This is a genomic window from Bacillus nitratireducens, assembly GCF_036320425.1.
In the GTDB taxonomy this organism is placed as follows: Bacteria; Bacillota; Bacilli; order Bacillales; family Bacillaceae_G; genus Bacillus_A; species Bacillus_A nitratireducens.
The window spans coordinates 136,414-155,326 of the sequence record NZ_JAUMJO010000006.1 but is presented as its reverse complement, the minus strand read 5'-3'; the positions used below and the strand labels follow the sequence as shown (position 1 = coordinate 155,326).

Genomic DNA, 18,913 nt, shown 5'->3' with positions numbered 1-18,913 from the left:
AAAACATTCATATCATTACGCAACCCGTACGGATATATAGGGCATCTTTGTCTTATAAAAAGCGTACGTTGCGTATATCGTAACGTACGCTTTTTATGCATTTCTGTGCATATCGTCAAGCGGCGGTATGCTTTTTTTTGTTTATTTTCCTTGTTACTATAAAAAATCAGAATGTGGAAGGTGGAAAAATGTGATGAAATTGTATGGCTTACGAAATGTAAATGTGATGGGTTTGGATAGCGGATAAAGAAATGTGAATTAAACGAGAACGAGAAAGGAGAGGTTATATTGTTTTCAGTATTACTAAAGTTAAGCTGGTTTTTTAGGGAGCATTGGAAAAGGTATAGTATCGCAATTGGGGTACTTTTAATTGTAAACGTGATAGAGGTAATTCCTCCGAAAGTATTAGGTATTACAATTGATAACATTAAAACAGGAGCCTTAACGAACGAGGCGATTATGCAATATATTTTTATTTTACTTGGGGTAACGATTGGTGGGTATGTGCTTACTTTCATTTGGCAGCACCAACTATTTGGCGGTGCGTTCGTACTTGAGAAAACGATGCGTTCAAAATTTATGGGGCATTTACTCAAGATGACACCGACGTTTTATCAAAAAAATCGTACTGGCGATTTAATGGCGAGAGCGACGAATGATTTAAAAGCAATCTCCATGACAGCTGGTTTTGGTATATTAACGCTCGTTGATTCTAGTCTATATATGCTTACAATCGTTTGTATGATGGGCTTTTCAATTAGTTGGCAGTTAACATTTGCTGCGCTTATACCGCTTCCGATTATGGCGTTTGCAATGAATAGGTACGGAAAGAAATTGCATGAACGATTTACAGTCGCGCAAGATGCGTTCGGGGATATGAACGATAAAGTACTTGAATCAATTGCCGGTGTACGCGTTATTCGTGCGTATGTACAGGAGGATGCTGATCAAGAAAGGTTTCATCATTTAGGAGATGACGTGTACGAGAAAAATATGAGAGTAGCAAGAATCGATGCATTATTCCAGCCGACTGTGAAAATGCTTGTCGGTCTTAGTTATTTAATTGGTTTAGTGTACGGTGCATATCTCGTATTCCAATCAAAAGTGACACTTGGGGAGCTCGTTTCTTTTAACGTCTATTTAGGAATGATGATTTGGCCGATGTTTGCAATTGGTGAATTGATTAATGTTATGCAAAGAGGAAATGCGTCGCTCGACCGTGTAAATGAAACGTTAGCTTATGAACCGGATGTAAAGAATCCGAAAAATCCAAAGGTTGTACAAGAGCCAGATTACATTCAATTTGATAACGTTACTTTTTCATATCCTTCATCAAATGAAACGAATTTGAAAAATGTTTCGTTCTCTTTAAAACAAGGAGAGACACTTGGAGTTGTTGGGAAAACAGGGAGCGGGAAAACGACGCTCGTACGTCAGTTTCTTCGTCAATATCCACTTGGAGAAGGGGATATTGCAGTTTCTGATGTAAAGCTAGATAAAATTCCGAATGATAACGTACTTGGCTGGATTGGGTATGTACCGCAGGAACACATTTTATTTTCAAAAACAGCGAAGGAAAATATTTTATTCGGAAACAGAGAAGCGACTAAAGAAGAACTTGAAAAAGCGATTGAAATAGCTGCGTTTAAAAAGGATTTAGAGTTTTTACCGGAAGGTTTAGAAACGCTCGTTGGAGAGAAAGGTGTTTCTTTATCAGGTGGACAAAAGCAAAGGATTTCGATTGCGAGAGCTGTTATTCAAAATCCGGAAATTTTAATTTTGGACGATTCTTTATCAGCTGTTGATGCTCGTACGGAAGCAGCGATTATTGAAAATATAAGAACAGAAAGAAGCGGGAAGACGACGATTATAACAACGCATCGTTTGTCAGCAGTGCAGCATGCTGATTGGATTCTCGTTATGGATAACGGTGAGGTTATTGAAGAAGGTTCGCATGAAGCGCTCGTTCGAAATGGGGGCTGGTATGCAGAGCAGTTCGAAAGACAACAAGGTGAAAGTGAAAGTGCGGATAGTGGGGTGAAAATATGAGTGTTTCAAAACGATTGTTTCAATACGCGATGAAAGTAAAAGGGCCGATTTTTGCAGCGATGGCGATGCTATTTGTTTTCGTTATTGCAGAACTAGCGGGTCCTTTCGTCGCAAAAACGATGATCGATGAGCATATCGTTGGAATAGAGAGACCTTGGTATGAAACAGAAAAGAGTGAGGATGCTGTTTCATATAATGGCGCCTCGTATAAGCGAAGTGATCGCTTTGAGGAAGGTGAGAAAAAGGGGAAAGAGGTTCGGGTTATTCAAGTTGGTTTTCAGTACTATTTTGTACCGAATAAAATAACGCTTGAAGGAACTCGTTCTGTTAAGGGTGATGTACTTACAGTACAAAGTGGTAAGGCAGTGCAGGTTTATAAAGCGAAAGCCTTAACGAAAGAGGAAGTATTTGCGTTTTATAAACCAGAAATAAATCGATTATTACTACTCGGCGGTGGATATTTCGCTTTATTAGTAGTTGTATCATTATTTGCATACGGAAAGCAGTTCTTCTTACAGAAGGCAGCAAACAAAATTATTCAAATTATGAGGGAGGATGTCTTTTCTCATATACAAACGTTACCAATTCGTTATTTCGATCATTTACCAGCAGGGAAAATTGTATCGCGTGTAACGAATGATACAGAAGCGATTCGTGATTTATATGTGACAGTACTTGCAACATTCGTCTCTAGTATCATCTATATCATCGGGATTTTTGCTGCGCTATTTTTACTTGATGTAAAACTGGCGGCGCTATGCTTACTCATCATTCCAATTTTAATTGTTTGGGCGATTATGTATAGAAAGTATGCGTCTGTATACAATCATAAAATGCGTTCTCGTTTATCGGATATTAACGGAACGGTGAATGAATCGATTCAAGGTATGCCAATTATTCAAGCATTTCGCCAAGAACGTGAAACGAAGAAGGAATTTGAAGAACTCAATGGCGATTATTTTAAATATCAAAATAAAATTTTGAATTTAAATGCAGCAACTTCGCATAACTTAGTGTCTGTATTAAGAAATATCGCTTTTACAGGTGTAATTTGGTATTTCGGTGGTGCTTCATTAAGTGCTTCGGGGCTCCTTTCTCTAGGGATACTATATGCTTTCGTCGATTATTTAACGAGATTATTCTCGCCAATTACGAATATGGTGAACCAACTTGCAAACTTAGAGCAGGCGCGCGTTGCATCAGAACGTGTCTTTGAATTGCTAGAGGAAAAGGGAGAGGCAGTAGAGGAAGAGCGTATGCCTCGCTTAAACGGAAATGTGAAATTCGATAATGTTTCGTTTTCTTACAATGGAAAAGACGAAGTGTTAAAAAATATTTCTTTTGAAGCGAAACAAGGGGAGACAGTGGCACTTGTTGGTCATACCGGATCAGGAAAAAGTTCCATTATGAACGTACTCTTTCAGTTTTATGAATTTCAAAAAGGAAAGCTTACGATTGATGGTCATGATGTAACAGAGATGCCGAAACAAGCAACTCGTGAACATATGGGAATTGTACTACAAGATCCGTTTCTATTTAGCGGGACAGTGGCATCCAATGTTAGCTTAGAGAATGAAAAAATTTCAAAAGATCGCATCGTAAAGGCGTTACGTGACGTTGGTGCTGAAAGGTTTGCAAACAATATAGATGAAGAAATTACGGAGAAAGGGAGTACACTTTCAACCGGAGAAAGACAGCTTATATCGTTTGCTAGGGCGCTTGCTTTTGATCCGGCGATTTTAATTTTAGATGAAGCGACTTCTAGTATTGATACAGAGACTGAAGCGATGATTCAACAAGCGCTAGAGGTTGTCAAGAAAGGACGAACGACGTTTATTATTGCTCATCGCCTTTCAACAATTAAAAGTGCAGATCAAATTATTGTACTTGATAGAGGAACGATTTTGGAAAAAGGATCTCATGATGAATTAATGAAAAAGCGCGGGCGTTATTACGATATGTACAAAACGCAAATGGAAGGAAACCAGAGCGCTTAATATGTAGAGGGGAGAACTTGCGATTTTCGCAAGTTCTTTTTTGATTGAATTGTCCGCTCAGAAGTTAACATATTTCACCGGCAGGAAAACTTATAAATAAGTAAGTATTGTTTTACCTTTTTCTATATAAATGCTATATTAAAAAATGTTACTTATTTTTTGTATGTAGCGTTATTTTTCCATTTTGTTTGATTATGAAGAAAAAGGTTAAACTAAATAAGAACATTTTCATTGAAAAATTGTTCGAAATTGCATACAATCAATATAGTTTTTAAATTCCTATCAGAATACTTGGAGGACTACTATCATGAAAAAATTATTTTCAGTGCTTGCAGTAACTACATTAGCGATCGGGATTGTAGCAGGCTGCGGTAAAGAAGAGAAAAAAGATACAGCTAGTCAAGATGCATTACAAAAGATTAAACAAAGCGGTGAGCTTGTAATTGGTACAGAAGGTACATATCCACCATTTACGTTTCACGATACAAACGATAAATTAACTGGATTTGACGTTGAATTAGCAGAAGAAGTTGCAAAACGTTTAGGTGTAAAACCTGTATTTAAAGAAACGCAATGGGATAGCTTACTTGCAGGAATAGATGCAAAACGTTTCGACATGGTTGCGAACGAAGTTGGTATTCGTGAAGATCGCCAAAAGAAATATGACTTCTCTAGTCCATATATTTCTTCTTCAGCAGCATTAGTTATTGCGAAAGATAAAGATAAACCTGCTACATTTGCTGACGTAAAAGGATTAAAAGCAGCACAATCTTTAACAAGTAACTACGCAGATATTGCTAAGAAAAATGGTGCGGAAATCACAGGTGTAGAAGGATTTAGCCAAGCAGCAGAATTATTAAGTTCCGGCCGCGTTGATTTCACAATCAATGATAAATTATCAGTGTTAAACTATTTAGAAACGAAAAAAGATGCAAAAATTAAAATTGTAGATACAGAAAAAGAAGCGTCACAAAGTGGATTCTTATTCCGTAAAGGTAGCGACAAACTTGTACAAGAAGTAAATAAAGCGTTAGAAGATATGAAAAAAGATGGTACGTACGATAAAATAACGAAAAAATGGTTCGGTGAAAATGTATCTAAGTAGCGCATTGATGTCAGATCGATTGTCTACTTGGATGGATATTATGCAGACTTCCTTCGCGCCTATGCTGAAGGAAGCTGTCTTTACGACAATTCCGTTAACGCTTATTACATTTATTATCGGTATTATACTTGCGACGTTAACAGCGCTCGCACGTATTTCAGGTAATCGTATTTTACAATGGATTGCTCGTATCTATGTATCTATCATTCGCGGAACGCCACTTCTTGTACAGTTATTTATTATTTTCTATGGTCTTCCAACTCTTAATATTGAAGTTGAGCCATATACAGCAGCAATTATTGGCTTTTCATTAAATGTTGGTGCATATGCATCTGAAATTATTCGTGCTTCTATTCTTTCTATTCCGAAAGGACAGTGGGAAGCGGCTTACACAATTGGGATGACATATCCGCAAGCATTAAAACGTGTTATTTTACCGCAAGCAACGCGTGTATCTATTCCGCCGCTTTCGAATACATTTATTAGTTTAGTGAAGGATACGTCATTAGCATCGTTAATTTTAGTAACAGAAATGTTCCGAAAAGCGCAGGAAATTGCGGCAATGAACTATGAGTTTTTAATTGTTTATTTCGAAGCAGGTCTAATTTATTGGGTAATTTGCTTCTTATTATCTATCGTGCAACAAATATTAGAAAAACGTTCTGAACGTTATACTCTAAAATAACCCTTTCATAAAAGGAGTTTTTGTTTTTATGATTTCAATTCAACATTTACAAAAAAGTTTCGGAGATAATACCGTACTAAAGCATATAGATTTATCAGTTGAGAAGGGCGAAGTGGTTGTTATTATCGGGCCATCTGGATCTGGTAAAACGACATTCTTACGTTGCCTCAACGTGTTAGAAACGCCGAATGCTGGTAACATTCGTATCGGCAATAAAGAGCTTAATTTCTCTCAAAAAGTATCGAAGAAAGATATTGTAAATCTTCGTACGCAAACAGGTATGGTATTCCAACACCATAATCTATTTCCTCATTTAACAGCACTTCAAAATGTAATGGAAGGTCTCGTTACAGTGAAAAAGATGGAGAAAGAAGAAGCGAAGAAAAAAGCAAACTATTTCCTTGAAAAAGTTGGCCTTGCGGATAAAGTAGACTTATATCCGTTCCAATTATCAGGCGGACAACAACAGCGCGTTGGAATCGCTCGTGCGCTTGCGATGGAGCCGGAAGTTTTACTATTTGATGAACCAACGTCAGCACTTGATCCTGAGCTAGTTCAAGAAGTTTTAAAGGTTATGAAAGAACTTGCTAAAGAAGGAATGACGATGGTTATTGTAACGCATGAAATGCGCTTTGCTCATCAAATTGCGAACCGTGTTATTTTCATGGATGGCGGTGTCGTTGTCGAACAAGGTACACCGGAAGATGTATTTACAAATCCGACAGAAGAACGAACGAAGAAGTTTTTACAAATGTTGCAATAAATTAAGGAAGGTCTCAAGGCATATGCCTTGAGACCTTTTTGCCATATATATTTATTTTTGGAATCCGCCAAGGCTTTGCTCAGCCATTGCAACTAGACGTTTTGTGATTTCTCCACCAACAGAACCGTTAGCACGAGCCGTAGAATCTGCTCCTAATTGTACACCAAATTCTTGAGCGATTTCGTACTTCATTTGATCGATTGCAGCTGTTGCTCCTGGTACTACTAATTGATTGTAAGAACTTTGGTTTGCCATAGGAATATATCCTCCTTAGAGTTATAAAAATTTTTTTGGTTGGACTAGCTGGATTTGAACCAGATTATCGCCCCGTTTGGCGCTAATCCATCGGTAATTAAGTTTGTACTCATAGTATGGATGTTACCTAGAAAGATATACAAAATAATAATTTGTAAATTTTGTAAAAAAATCTTCGCTATTTTGTAAATTATGAAATAAGAGTAATCGTTGTATTTTTAAGAAAGAAGGCTAAACTAAGAGCGAAATCATCTGCGTTTAAATTCTATATACAATCAGCTGTGCTTACAGCTTAGTAAAATAAAAATTAAATTGGTATCAGCTTCATAGTTCTGTTTTAATCCGGGATGGGGCAGGAAAAGGTACTGACTGACCGCTCCTATGCACGGCTAGAATCTAAAAAGGATAACATATGGAGGAATCACGATGGGAATTTGCCCGCTTTGCAACGCATTAGAATCACAAACATATTCTTGTCAAAATTGCCAAGGTATACTCCAAGATTATGGGAAAACTGTAGATTACATAGACGATTATAGTGCGTATATGGATCAAGAATTATTGCGTGCAGTAGATGGTTTAACACATAGTAATTCACAAGAGTACTGCAATCATATTTTTTATTGCGGGATGTGTAATGTGGAAACAGAGGTTGTAGTGAAACTTGTGTAAATAGAAAACTTCCACCTTATGAATGAGGTGGAAGTTTTTGTTTTCTTATTTGTGAGTTAATCATAGGGGACGGGATATTTTCAGTGTTAGGTAAGGGGTTTGATTGCATTTGAGATATTTTTTCTTTCGAATCGCGCAAAGAGTGTTCAGTTAAATAGATGGCATATTCATAAAATAATTGGCGCGTAAGCTCGCTTTGTTCTTTTAACTTTTCATCTTGGAATACAGTTCGCCCCGGTTTAGAATTTGCTTCAAATAACCACGGATTTTCTGCTGTATCTAAACCGATATCGAAACCAATCTCTCCAATGTTCCCGGTTACTTGCCCGTCAAGTGCATAACTGATTTGTAAGGCTGTTTGTTTTAGTTTATTTTCAATTTGAACTTGCTTTGTTGAATCAGGAAATAGTTCCTGAAGTAATTTCGTATCACCGCCGCTATTTACATGAGTCGTTAAGCTACCTTTGCCGGCGATTTTTGCGACGATTGCACTGACTACCCAATTACCAAAATGGTTTTTATTTGTATGAATGCGAAAATCGACGGGTTGCCCTTCGAAGCGGAGCAATGAGATACCTTGTTGTACGATAAACTTTTTTAAATCATGTCCTTTTAACACATGGTTAAGAAGTGCTTCTAATGATTGATACTTTCTTAGTTTATTTTGGTCATTTTCACGATAACGACAATAGTAGCGATTTTCAGTTTGAGAATAGAGTATTTGATGAATGTTTCTTCCAAAGCTACCATGTATCGGCTTCATATAAATGTACTTATACGTACCGAGAAGTCGTTCTACTTGTTCAAAATGTTGAAATACTTCTGTTTTTGGTAAGAATGGTTTCATTGAATCTTCTTTCATTAGAAGGCGATGCACTTCCCATTTGTTGAAAAACCCTGGATTAAACCATGGAATCGCATAGTCGCTTTCTAATCGTTTTTTTGCTCTTATGATAGGTTTGTAATTTTCTGCTTGGCGATTTGGTAAACGGTCGTAAATGACATTTGGTAAAGGGACTTTGTTTTTTACCCATTTGCTATCTTGAAAGAAGTACCCTTCAATTGTTTCCTCTTCCCAGTTTATATGTTGAAGGCCAAAGACAAATACAAATGGCTGCAATGTGAATGGTGGTGTTAATAATTCACCGAGAGAGATGGAACGACTCCCTAAAGGAGAATTAGAATCATCGTTAAAGCCAGTTGTGAAAATCCCGATTAATGGGCCGAAAACAATGGTTTGATTGTGTAAGAAGGCATGGATTGTTGCTGAATGCGGTAGTAAAAGATCGGCTGCAATCTGTTCGCCAATAATAATTTCTCGCGTGAATGAATAATGAATTTTAATATTCTCACATGCAATATAACGTAAGCCAAAGGAAAGGGATGTAATTGGCGGTGTAATAGAAAAAACGTAAGGTAAAGTAATACTATTTGGATGCTCATCTGAAATACTTAATGTATATATGTGCTCTTTCAACGGGGGTCTCCTCCTTTCGTTATGGTGTAAATCGGCTAAATTTTAATGGACCATGAAAAATTTGTTCAGCTAGTTCGTCGTTGTACCTAGTATAAACTTCGTAAGAAGGGATCGTATTAACGTACATAAGCCAAATGGCACCTTTTTGATCCATAATGGTAGAAAGCTCTAATTCAAATAATGACGAATAGGACTGATCGAGTGTTTTAAACACTTCATTTACAACATCATGCAAAGCATCTTTCAATAATTGAACACCAGTTGAAGAAAGCAAATATTTAATTTTGGAAAATGGATGTAGCATGGAACGCTCTGTTACGGAAAGTAAAAATTGTGCTGGGAATGAAGCTTTTTGTATGAATTGACCGAGCACTACCCAATTCTGTTCTTTATTTTTTTGCATAATAGTTCGAATATGAATCGGATATGATAGTTGATTTGGAGGATGTAACATTGGATGAATCATATAACGGGATGAGTGTATGTTCGATTGGCACCATGATATAAAGTCATCTGTCCGTTTGAATTGAGTAGAAGTACGATGCTGTTCATTTATTGTATCGATATGAAATGTTTTATGTTGGTAAGTGACTCGATATAAATTTTCATTAGAATGTATATTGATTGGTCTTATAATGATATCTCTTGTTTCTAGTAGTAATTTGAAAATTCCTTGTACCGTTCCTTTTTTTATTTTTGGAATGTAAGGGGAAAGACGTTTATTAGTAAGAAAAAGATTGTGTAAATCACTTGGATTAATAAGTGTGTTATTTAAAAAGGTAGTCGAGGAACGTTTGTGTAATGAATGAATAATCGATTTTGCTTGTTGGAATTCTTTATCTTCTTTGAAATGACAGCGATCATATATGTATGAAGGAATGGGAAAGGTTTGATCTATCCAATTTCCTGTATCTGTATCGTAAATAAGACCAGAAACAAGATCTGTCTTTGAATCAATGCTAAACGGTGTGAATTGAGCAACGACGTTATGATACAGACGAGCTCGCTTAGCGATTTCGGTGTAATACATTTGCTCGTGATGAAATTTAGAAGTTAAAAGACCAAGAACCAACGAAATCACTCCTTTGTTAACAGGATGTTTGCATAATAGGCGAAGCTATATATTGCAAATACATTTTTATACCATTATACTTTTGTCCGTATGACGATATGCTATAGTTTTGGAGAAGTGAAAGGTTGATTATGATGAATATATGGTTGAATATGTTAACAACGACAGGACTCGGGGCGATTATTGGAGGATATACAAATCATTTAGCAATAAAAATGTTATTCCGTCCCCATCGTCCGATTTATGTTGGAAAGTTTCAAGTTCCATTTACGCCAGGGTTAATTCCGAAGCGTCGCGATGAGCTTGCTGTTCAATTAGGGAAAATGGTTGTAGAACATTTGTTAACACCGGAAGGAATCGGAAAGAAATTAACAAATGAAGAGTTTCAAGCCAGTTTAATTCGCTGGGCACAAGTGGAAGTGGATCAAGCAATTACGAATGAACAGTCGTTACGACATATGTTAGAAAAATGGAACTTGGCACATGTAGAAGAAGAGGCTACTCAAAAAATTGAACATGTGATCACAGAAAAAATTCAGGCATTTTTAGCAGAGTACTATACATATACATGGGAACAAGCTTTACCTCATTCTATACATGAAAAAGTAGAGAATGCGATTCCGAATGTATCGGCGTTTATTTTAGATCGAGGAATTCGCTTTTTTGAAAGTGAAGAAGGGAAAGGTCGTCTTTCAAAAATGATTGATGATTTCTTTGCTTCCAGGGGAACGCTACTTAACTTAGTCGGAATGTTTTTAGGGAATGTCAGTTTGGTGGATCGAGTACAGCCAGAAGTCATTAAGTTTTTAGGACAAGATGGCACGAAAAAGCTTTTAACTGATGTACTGCAAAAAGAGTGGGAAAAGTTAAAAGGAAGAGATGTAAAAGAATTAGAAACGTTTGTAGAGAAAGAAATGATTGTGAAATCCATACTGTCAGCAGTTAAAGTAGAGGAAACAGTGAGTAAATTTTTAAATCAGTCTGTGCAGCAAGTATGTGAACCAGTTCGAGAAACAATCATTGAAAAGATCGTCCCAAGTGCAGTAACGAAAGGCTTGAAGTGGGGAACAGAAAATGTAGAGAGCATACTAAAGAATTTACACCTTGCGGAAATTGTCCAACAAGAAGTTTCTACATTTTCAACGGAGAGATTAGAAGACCTAGTTCTGTCTATTACGAAAAACGAATTGAAAATGATTACGTATTTAGGGGCATTATTAGGAGGAATGATTGGACTTGTGCAAGGGGTGTTACTTCTGTTCCTTAGGTAATAAAAGCGAATACATAGAAATAAAAGTGAAATTTCTTCACATCTCTTGCATAGTTTGATATGGTAAGAAGAGGTGCGTATGTAAATGCACTTAAAAGGCAGTGCGAGCGAAAAGCGCTAGCCTTCTAAAGGAGGAAAAATAAAATGACAAAAAACATTCATGATGTTGCATATGAATTACAAAAAACAATCGCTGAAAACGAAGATTTCCAAACTTTAAAAGCAAGCTACGCAGCAGTACAAGGAGATGCAGAGTCAAAGAACTTATTCGATGAGTTCCGTACAATGCAACTTGGCCTACAACAAAAAATGATGCAAGGTCAAGAAATCACTGAAGAAGATAACCAAAAAGCACAAGAAGTTGTAGCTCGCATTCAACAAGATGCTAAAATTACAAAGTTAATGGAAACTGAGCAACGTTTAAACATCGTTATCACTGACGTTAACAAAATTATCATGAAGCCACTTGAAGAATTATATAACGCGCAACAACAAGCGTAATAAGAGAAGACGCTCCTAGTATAGGGGCGTCTTTTTTATTGTAGAAAAATGTAAGGGTTTTCCTTTTGTTTGTCAAAAAACTGTCAAATCCATATCGTTGGAAAAATAATGCATTTGTACTATAATGATAATCGAGATATATTACACTATGTTAATTAATGTGGTGAAGTATATAGAATAAAAATCTTTATTACACACATTATGAAATAAAGGGATGATTAGTTTGAGTACAGGTGTAAAAGCAAACGACGTGAAGACAAAAACAAAAGGAGCAGATCTTGTTGTTGATTGTTTAATTAAACAAGGTGTTACACATGTTTTCGGTATTCCAGGAGCAAAGATTGACTCTGTATTTGATGTACTGCAAGAAAGAGGACCAGAGTTAATTGTTTGTCGTCATGAACAAAACGCAGCATTTATGGCAGCTGCTATTGGTAGATTAACAGGGAAACCGGGTGTGTGTCTTGTAACTTCAGGACCAGGGACATCGAATTTAGCGACAGGTCTTGTTACTGCGAATGCGGAGAGTGATCCCGTTGTTGCTTTAGCTGGTGCGGTTCCACGTACGGATCGATTAAAACGTACGCACCAATCTATGGATAATGCTGCACTATTCGAACCAATCACAAAATATAGCGTAGAAGTAGAGCATCCTGATAATGTGCCAGAAGCGCTATCAAATGCATTCCGAAGTGCGACTTCCACAAATCCAGGAGCTACTTTAGTAAGTCTTCCGCAAGACGTTATGACTGCGGAAACGACTGTAGAGTCTATCGGTGCACTTTCTAAGCCACAGCTTGGAATCGCTCCCACACATGAAATTACATATGTAGTAGAAAAAATAAAATCAGCGAAATTACCAGTTATTTTACTCGGTATGAGAGCGAGCACAAATGAAGTGACGAAAGCCGTTCGTGAATTAATTGCGGATACAGAACTTCCTGTTGTTGAAACATATCAAGCAGCTGGCGCGATTTCACGTGAGTTAGAAGATCATTTCTTCGGCCGCGTTGGATTATTCCGTAATCAACCAGGTGATATTTTACTAGAAGAAGCAGATCTTGTTATTTCTATCGGTTATGACCCAATTGAGTATGATCCGAAATTCTGGAATAAACTTGGAGACAGAACGATTATTCATCTTGATGATCATCAAGCAGATATCGACCATGATTACCAACCAGAGCGTGAATTAATTGGTGATATTGCTTTAACAGTAAATAGCATTGCAGAAAAATTACCGAAACTTGTATTAAGTTCGAAATCAGAAGCAGTTTTAGAACGATTACGCTCGAAATTATCAGAGCAAGCAGAAGTTCCAAACCGTGCTTCAGAAGGTGTTACGCATCCACTTCAAGTCATTCGTACACTTCGTTCTTTAATTAGTGACGATACAACCGTTACATGTGACATCGGTTCCCATTCTATTTGGATGGCGAGATGCTTCCGTTCTTATGAACCACGTAGACTATTATTTAGTAACGGTATGCAAACGTTAGGTGTTGCACTACCTTGGGCAATTGCCGCTACTTTAGTTGAACCGGGTAAAAAAGTTGTTTCCGTGTCAGGTGATGGTGGTTTCTTATTCTCTTCGATGGAATTAGAAACAGCAGTACGTTTAAATGCACCGGTTGTCCATCTCGTATGGAGAGACGGTACGTACGATATGGTTGCGTTCCAACAAATGATGAAATACGGCAGAACATCAGCTACAGAATTTGGGGATGTTGATCTTGTGAAATATGCGGAAAGTTTCGGGGCGTTAGGTCTTCGTGTTAATACACCAGATGAATTAGAAGATGTATTGAAAACGGCATTAGAAGCAGACGGTCCTGTCATTATTGATATTCCAATCGATTACCGTGACAACATTAAATTAAGCGAAAAACTATTACCGAACCAATTAAACTAATGGGGGGCATGAGTGAGATGAATGTTGCGCAATTAATTGATATTGATGCAAAAAGAACGAAAACGAGTAATGAAGTATATCAAACATCTACAATGCTTGCGCTATTAGATGGTATATATGATGGTGTTATTAACTTTGAGGAATTGAAAGAACTTGGTGATTTCGGCATCGGCACATTTGATCAATTAGATGGTGAAATGATTGCGTTTGATAATGAGTTTTACCATTTACGTTCAGATGGTTCAGCGGAAAAAGTAGAACTGGAAGAAACAACACCTTTTGCGACTGTAACGTTTTTTGAAAAAGAAATGAGTTATACGGTAGAGCGTCCGATGAATCGTGAAGAAGTTGAAGCGTTATTACATGAATTAATGCCAAGTAAAAATTTATTTTATGCGATTCGAATGGATGGTACGTTCCGTGAAGTAAGAACGAGAACCGTTCCAAGACAAGAAAAACCGTATACGCCGCTCGTTGAAGTGACGAAATCACAACCGATTTTTTCATTTAAAGATACAGAAGGTACACTTGCTGGATTTTGGACACCAGATTACGCGCAAGGTATTGGTGTAGCTGGTTTCCACTTACATTACATTGATGATGAGAGAAATGGTGGCGGACATGTTTTCGATTATGTTGTAGAAAACTGTACGATCCAAATTTGCCAAAAATCTCATATGCATTTAGCACTTCCGGAAACAGCTGATTTTATGGCAGCTGAATTATCGAGAGAAAACTTAGAGAATGATATTGCGACTGCGGAAGGTGCGGAGTAAAAGGAATCGAAATCATGTATTCTTTATATAAGAAACGAAGTCTTGTTCAGGCTTCGTTTTTTTTATTGATGCGCAATCTTCTCGTGAAGTCACCCGTACCGCCTCACTATGTTTCATTTGTAAAATGAAAACTCAATTTTGAAGCAAAAGAAATATAAATTTCTCCCCAAACATATACATCAAAAGGATAGGGGGGATATGATGGGAAACTCGATTACTATTAGTTTATGCATGATTGTAAAAGATGAGGAACAAACTATATCGAAATGTTTAGAATCGGTCAAAAGTGTTGTGGATGAAATTATTATTGTAGATACAGGTTCCACAGATGCTACAAAAGAAATTGTGAAGAAGTATGACGCGAAAGTTTATGATTTTCAATGGATTGAAGATTTTTCAGCGGCACGAAATTTTGCATTTTCTAAAGCTACAAAAGAATATATCCTTTGGCTAGACGCAGATGACATAATAGATACGGAAGATATAAAGAAATTTCTACAGTTAAAAAGTACGTTAGATCGTAGTACGGATGCAGTATCTATGAAATATTATTTAACTTTTGATATAGAAGGAAATCCAACACATTCTTTAAGGCGATATAGATTAGTCAAAAGAAGTAGAAATTTTCAATGGCATGGATTTGTTCATGAATATTTAGAGGTGTATGGAAATCTTATAAATAGTGATGTAGGGGTAAGTCATAAAAAAATAAAAGCATATACTAATCGTAATTTAAAAATATATGAAAAACATCTTGAGAGTGGCAAAGAATTTAGTCCTCGTGATGTGTACTATTATGCAAATGAATGTAGGGATCACAGATTATTTGATAAGGCTGTTAAGGGGTATTCTAAATTTTTAGATGAAGAAAAGGGTTGGGTTGAAGATAATATTCAAGCTTGTTTAAAAAGAGCCGAATGTTATTTGGAATTGGGGGACTTAAAAAAATCTATACAGTCTTGTTTGCAATCATTTACGTATGACACGCCTAGAGGAGAACTTTGTTGCCACTTAGGACGTGTGTTTTTGCAACAAGGGGAATATTCTAAAGCGATATATTGGTACCATGCAGCAATTGACGGGCCACGACCAAAGGATTCTCCATTTGTCCGGGAAGAGTGTCATACATGGTTGCCGCATATTCAACTATGTATTTGTTATGATCGAATAAAAGAATATGAAAAGGCAATTTATCATAACGAACAAGCTGCACAGTTTATACCTAATAATCCAAGCATTGAATATAATAGAAAATATTTTGATAGTTTATCAAAAAAATAGTATTAAATAATACTAGATGATCATTTTGGCTGTTGAGAGGAGTTTGATTCATGCTCACAAGTATAATTATATTGACTCATAATCAATTACAATATACAAAAGAATGCATCCAAAGTATTAGAACTTATACAGTGGAACAAGAGTATGAGTTAATAGTTGTGGACAATGCGTCAACAGATGGTACTGTAGAATGGTTACAAAAACAATCGGATATTATGCTAGTGGAAAATGCGGAGAATATGGGTTTTCCAAAGGGATGCAATCAGGGGATTAAAGAGGCAAAAGGTGATAATATTCTATTATTAAATAATGATGTGGTCGTAACTGAAAATTGGCTAAGCAATTTAATTCGGTGTTTATATGAAAGTAAGGATACTGGAGCGGTAGGGCCGGTAACTAATAATGCCGCTTACTATACCGCTATACCAACCTTTTATAAAGATATTGAAGGAATGCAGAAGTTTGCAACTTTATATAATCAAAGTGATAAAGATAAATGGGAAGAACGTATGAAATTAATCGGATTCTGTATGCTGATAAAAAAATCAGTGTTAGATGAAGTTGGATTATTAGATGAACGATTTACACCGGGGAATTATGAAGATGATGATTTGTCACTAAGAATGTTTGAAAAGGGATATAAATTGTATTTATGTAAAGATACATTTATTCATCACTACGGAAGTGTATCGTGGAGAGAAGACAGTGTTAACTTTTCCGTAGTTTTACATGCAAATAATATAAAATTGTATGAAAAATGGGGATTTTATGGTGAAGGTTTATACATTCATTGTGATTTACTAGCGATTTTAGAGCGATTTGCGCCTGATAAAGTAAATATTCTTCATATAGGAGCTGGATGTGGTGCCACTTTATTAAAAATAAAAGGGTGTTATCAGGCAGTTTCTTTATTCGGAGCAGAAAGTAATGAAAAAGCGGCAGCTCTTGCAAATAGGGTAGCTCCTACAACTTCTGCTGCGTATGACAAGTTACATGAGGTATTTACAGATGAAAAATTTCAGTACATCCTACTATCACATCCCATTGAGCCAGCGAAATTACCGCATGTCATACAATCTATGTCACAACTTTTAACGCCAACAGGAACTTTCATTATGTCGAAATTCAATTTGGATAATTATTATGCATTAAAAAAATAATGCTTTTCAGATTTTCTATGTGGAGATGAACTGTATTTGGAAATGTTGGAGGAACAACGGTTTCTTTTATAGAAACAAAACCGAAATCCGAGCCCGGATTTCGGCTTTTCGACGTGTGATGAATTATGAAAAAAAGAGCTATCCTATAAGTTGGTTTCACTTACTTATAGGATAGCCTCTTTACTTTGAAACAAACGGATGCTTTTCATAATAAAACCGCCATGGGTAGTGAATGGCTTCTTCTGCGTAATCAATATTAATACGAGGGCCAGCTATTATGTTATGTGTGGATGATAAATGTTCTTTTTCCGGAACTAAATCAATATGCAATGTATCACTTTGTAATGATACCCCGCGTTCTTCTAAAGTGATTCCGAGTGCGCGGCATAGTTTTCCAGGTCCATTTGTTAAGTTTTTATACTGCTTATTCGTAATATCGGTTTTGTTGTAGCGCGCTAGTTTCATGTCTTCGATTCCGTCTATAGGCTCAAGAGCACGAATGAGAATTCCTTGCGGGGTGCCGACTGGTGCTGTAATTACGTTAAAACAATGATACATACCATAAATAAGATATACGTAAGCATGTCCGGGTGCACCGAACATTACTTCTGTTCGATCTGTTCGTCTGCCGCCGTAACTATGTGCGGCCTTATCATCTGGACCTTTGTATGCTTCTACTTCTACAATAATTCCGCTTCGTTTTATTCCATCCACAATATGAACAAGTTTATGTCCGAGTAACTTCTTTGCGACTTCTAACGTATCGCCTTCATAAAAAGAAGGTGGTGCCTGCATTGTACTATCTCCTTTGCTGGTTGTATATGTATATAGTAAACCAAATTTTGAGTAGTAATTCTAACTCGTTCTATTTGCTACATTTATTTCATAAATTATGGATAGAGTACAACAGCGAAGAGGGGGAGTGCGACATGATTTATCGCTTACTAGCTCTTAATATAGATGGGACACTACTATACAACAACGGAAAAATCGCAAAAGGATTACGGGAAACAATTGAATTTGTGAAAAGAAAAGATGTATACGTTACATTATTTACGAGTCGTAATTTTCAATCCGCTCATAAAGTAGCAAAGGCGTTAAAATTAGATTCTATATTAGTGACACATGGCGGAGCTTTCGTTTCAGCAACGCTAGATAAACCGTACATTCAAAAGAGATTATCCGAAGAGAAGACTTTTAATATTGTGCAAGTGTTAGAGCACTTTGATTGTAACGTACGCATTTCTCATGAACGGTTTTCAATCGGAAATCGTGAGAGAAATACACCCAACTTAATTGCGCGTACTGTACTATCAAGCGCAGATCCGTTATTTTATCCAGTTCAATTTGTAGATTCGTTAGGTGATGCGCTTCGTGATCATCCGGTAGCGGCGCCAAAAATTGATGTTGTTTTCCATAGTAAAGGTGAAAAAGAAAGAGGGCTAACTACGCTAAGAAAAGCATTCCAAGATATACAGTATGTTGAGTGTGACCCGAAACGAATAGAAATTTTGCCGCAAAATGTATCAAAGTTACGCGGGTTACAATTGCTTGGAGAGCATTTAAATATTTCGCTAAACGAAATGGTTGCGATTGGGGATAGCATGGAAGATTTAGAGGTCATTGAAAACGTTGGACTTGGGGTAGCGATGGGGAACGCGCCTGTAGAGTTAAAGCAAGCAGCTGACTGGATTACACGTTCGAATAGTGAAAATGGTGTAGAGTATATGATTAAAGAACATTTTCGTAAACAATTCCCGCTTCCATTTTTGAAAAATCATAAAAATACACCGAAATGATGAAAGAAAAACGTAGCTTTTTGGCTACGTTTTTTTTGAACTTATTAAAATGAATGAAAGCATTTTAAAATGTGAATTGTGTATGAAGTCTATACAATTTACTTGAATACTCTAGGAAAATGTTGTAAAGTGGATGATG

The 18,913-nt window shown here is 36.6% G+C and carries 17 protein-coding genes; 13 read left to right on the top strand and 4 right to left on the bottom strand.

Annotated elements, in window-relative coordinates; all coding sequences use genetic code 11:
* Window positions 1-288: 288 nt before the first annotated feature.
* The 5 genes from Q3V31_RS22700 to Q3V31_RS22680 all read left to right on the top strand — a co-directional run bounded on the left by Q3V31_RS22700 (window position 289) and on the right by Q3V31_RS22680 (window position 6,599).
* The gene (locus Q3V31_RS22700; RefSeq protein WP_329767250.1) at window positions 289-2,049 is read left to right on the top strand and encodes an ABC transporter ATP-binding protein; all 1,761 of its coding nucleotides are present in this window, start codon (window positions 289-291) and stop codon (window positions 2,047-2,049) included.
* Window positions 2,046-4,046, top strand: coding sequence for an ABC transporter ATP-binding protein (locus Q3V31_RS22695; RefSeq protein WP_329767249.1), 2,001 nt, complete (start codon window positions 2,046-2,048; stop codon window positions 4,044-4,046). Before Q3V31_RS22700 ends, Q3V31_RS22695 begins: the two co-directional genes overlap by 4 nt.
* 307 nt (window positions 4,047-4,353) lie before the next feature.
* Window positions 4,354-5,151 (top strand): amino acid ABC transporter substrate-binding protein, encoded by a 798-nt coding sequence (locus tag Q3V31_RS22690; protein ID WP_000732862.1) that lies wholly within the window; start codon window positions 4,354-4,356, stop codon window positions 5,149-5,151.
* Entirely contained in the window at window positions 5,138-5,836 is a 699-nt protein-coding gene (locus Q3V31_RS22685) for an amino acid ABC transporter permease (protein WP_329767248.1), read from the top strand. The genes Q3V31_RS22690 and Q3V31_RS22685 overlap by 14 nt, the downstream gene beginning before the upstream one ends.
* Window positions 5,837-5,864: 28 nt before the next feature.
* On the top strand, window positions 5,865-6,599 hold the full coding sequence (locus Q3V31_RS22680) for an amino acid ABC transporter ATP-binding protein (RefSeq protein WP_000623595.1): 735 nt from the start codon (window positions 5,865-5,867) through the stop codon (window positions 6,597-6,599).
* A gap of 51 nt (window positions 6,600-6,650) precedes the next feature.
* On the opposite strand, the gene sasP is transcribed toward Q3V31_RS22680, so the two are convergent.
* A complete protein-coding gene (gene sasP / locus Q3V31_RS22675) occupies window positions 6,651-6,854 on the bottom strand; it encodes a small acid-soluble spore protein, SasP family (RefSeq protein WP_000013349.1) in 204 nt (67 codons plus the stop codon).
* A gap of 426 nt (window positions 6,855-7,280) precedes the next feature.
* Between sasP and Q3V31_RS22670 the strand changes: the two genes are divergently transcribed.
* Window positions 7,281-7,526: a hypothetical protein gene (locus tag Q3V31_RS22670; RefSeq protein ID WP_000510460.1), complete on the top strand. Its 246-nt coding sequence runs from the start codon at window positions 7,281-7,283 to the stop codon at window positions 7,524-7,526.
* Window positions 7,527-7,542: 16 nt separating this feature from the next.
* On the opposite strand, the gene Q3V31_RS22665 is transcribed toward Q3V31_RS22670, so the two are convergent.
* A complete protein-coding gene (locus tag Q3V31_RS22665; RefSeq protein ID WP_329767247.1) occupies window positions 7,543-9,003 on the bottom strand; it encodes a YheC/YheD family endospore coat-associated protein in 1,461 nt (486 codons plus the stop codon).
* A gap of 19 nt (window positions 9,004-9,022) precedes the next feature.
* Window positions 9,023-10,075 (bottom strand): YheC/YheD family endospore coat-associated protein, encoded by a 1,053-nt coding sequence (locus Q3V31_RS22660; protein ID WP_000242807.1) that lies wholly within the window; start codon window positions 10,073-10,075, stop codon window positions 9,023-9,025.
* 134 nt (window positions 10,076-10,209) lie between these two features.
* Here Q3V31_RS22660 and Q3V31_RS22655 point away from each other — a divergent pair, with 134 nt between their 5' ends.
* The 6 genes from Q3V31_RS22655 (at window position 10,210) to Q3V31_RS22630 (ending at window position 16,975) form a co-directional block, all read left to right on the top strand.
* The gene (locus Q3V31_RS22655; protein WP_033658275.1) at window positions 10,210-11,346 is read left to right on the top strand and encodes a DUF445 domain-containing protein; all 1,137 of its coding nucleotides are present in this window, start codon (window positions 10,210-10,212) and stop codon (window positions 11,344-11,346) included.
* Window positions 11,347-11,489: 143 nt separating this feature from the next.
* Window positions 11,490-11,846 (top strand): YlbF/YmcA family competence regulator, encoded by a 357-nt coding sequence (locus Q3V31_RS22650; protein ID WP_000164622.1) that lies wholly within the window; start codon window positions 11,490-11,492, stop codon window positions 11,844-11,846.
* 223 nt (window positions 11,847-12,069) lie between these two features.
* The gene (alsS, locus tag Q3V31_RS22645) at window positions 12,070-13,758 is read left to right on the top strand and encodes an acetolactate synthase AlsS (protein ID WP_000103526.1); all 1,689 of its coding nucleotides are present in this window, start codon (window positions 12,070-12,072) and stop codon (window positions 13,756-13,758) included.
* A gap of 17 nt (window positions 13,759-13,775) precedes the next feature.
* Window positions 13,776-14,534 carry an alpha-acetolactate decarboxylase gene (alsD, locus tag Q3V31_RS22640; protein WP_329767246.1) on the top strand — a complete coding sequence of 253 codons (759 nt, stop codon included), beginning with the start codon at window positions 13,776-13,778 and terminating at the stop codon, window positions 14,532-14,534.
* A gap of 201 nt (window positions 14,535-14,735) precedes the next feature.
* On the top strand, window positions 14,736-15,815 hold the full coding sequence (locus Q3V31_RS22635; RefSeq protein ID WP_000528410.1) for a tetratricopeptide repeat-containing glycosyltransferase family 2 protein: 1,080 nt from the start codon (window positions 14,736-14,738) through the stop codon (window positions 15,813-15,815).
* Window positions 15,816-15,865: 50 nt separating this feature from the next.
* On the top strand, window positions 15,866-16,975 hold the full coding sequence (locus Q3V31_RS22630) for a glycosyltransferase family 2 protein (protein WP_000958076.1): 1,110 nt from the start codon (window positions 15,866-15,868) through the stop codon (window positions 16,973-16,975).
* A 180-nt stretch (window positions 16,976-17,155) separates the two neighbouring features.
* Here the strand turns inward: Q3V31_RS22630 and Q3V31_RS22625 are convergent, their stop codons facing one another.
* Complete coding sequence (locus tag Q3V31_RS22625; protein ID WP_329767245.1) at window positions 17,156-17,770, bottom strand: DNA-3-methyladenine glycosylase; 615 nt, start codon at window positions 17,768-17,770, stop codon at window positions 17,156-17,158.
* A 134-nt stretch (window positions 17,771-17,904) separates the two neighbouring features.
* Here Q3V31_RS22625 and Q3V31_RS22620 point away from each other — a divergent pair, with 134 nt between their 5' ends.
* The gene (locus Q3V31_RS22620) at window positions 17,905-18,774 is read left to right on the top strand and encodes a Cof-type HAD-IIB family hydrolase (protein WP_000640409.1); all 870 of its coding nucleotides are present in this window, start codon (window positions 17,905-17,907) and stop codon (window positions 18,772-18,774) included.
* Window positions 18,775-18,913: the final 139 nt, after the last annotated feature.

Bases quoted from the DNA above. Each gene is read 5' to 3' on its own strand.
- Q3V31_RS22695 (WP_329767249.1), top strand. From the start codon at position 2,046: ATGAGTGTTTCAAAACGATTGTTTCAATACGCGATGAAAGTAAAAGGG.
- Q3V31_RS22690 (WP_000732862.1), top strand. From the start codon at position 4,354: ATGAAAAAATTATTTTCAGTGCTTGCAGTAACTACATTAGCGATCGGG.
- Q3V31_RS22685 (WP_329767248.1), top strand. From the start codon at position 5,138: ATGTATCTAAGTAGCGCATTGATGTCAGATCGATTGTCTACTTGGATG.
- Q3V31_RS22680 (WP_000623595.1), top strand. From the start codon at position 5,865: ATGATTTCAATTCAACATTTACAAAAAAGTTTCGGAGATAATACCGTA.
- sasP (WP_000013349.1), bottom strand. From the start codon at position 6,854: ATGGCAAACCAAAGTTCTTACAATCAATTAGTAGTACCAGGAGCAACA.
- Q3V31_RS22670 (WP_000510460.1), top strand. From the start codon at position 7,281: ATGGGAATTTGCCCGCTTTGCAACGCATTAGAATCACAAACATATTCT.
- Q3V31_RS22655 (WP_033658275.1), top strand. From the start codon at position 10,210: ATGAATATATGGTTGAATATGTTAACAACGACAGGACTCGGGGCGATT.
- Q3V31_RS22650 (WP_000164622.1), top strand. From the start codon at position 11,490: ATGACAAAAAACATTCATGATGTTGCATATGAATTACAAAAAACAATC.
- alsD (WP_329767246.1), top strand. From the start codon at position 13,776: ATGAATGTTGCGCAATTAATTGATATTGATGCAAAAAGAACGAAAACG.
- Q3V31_RS22635 (WP_000528410.1), top strand. From the start codon at position 14,736: ATGGGAAACTCGATTACTATTAGTTTATGCATGATTGTAAAAGATGAG.
- Q3V31_RS22630 (WP_000958076.1), top strand. From the start codon at position 15,866: ATGCTCACAAGTATAATTATATTGACTCATAATCAATTACAATATACA.
- Q3V31_RS22625 (WP_329767245.1), bottom strand. From the start codon at position 17,770: ATGCAGGCACCACCTTCTTTTTATGAAGGCGATACGTTAGAAGTCGCA.
- Q3V31_RS22620 (WP_000640409.1), top strand. From the start codon at position 17,905: ATGATTTATCGCTTACTAGCTCTTAATATAGATGGGACACTACTATAC.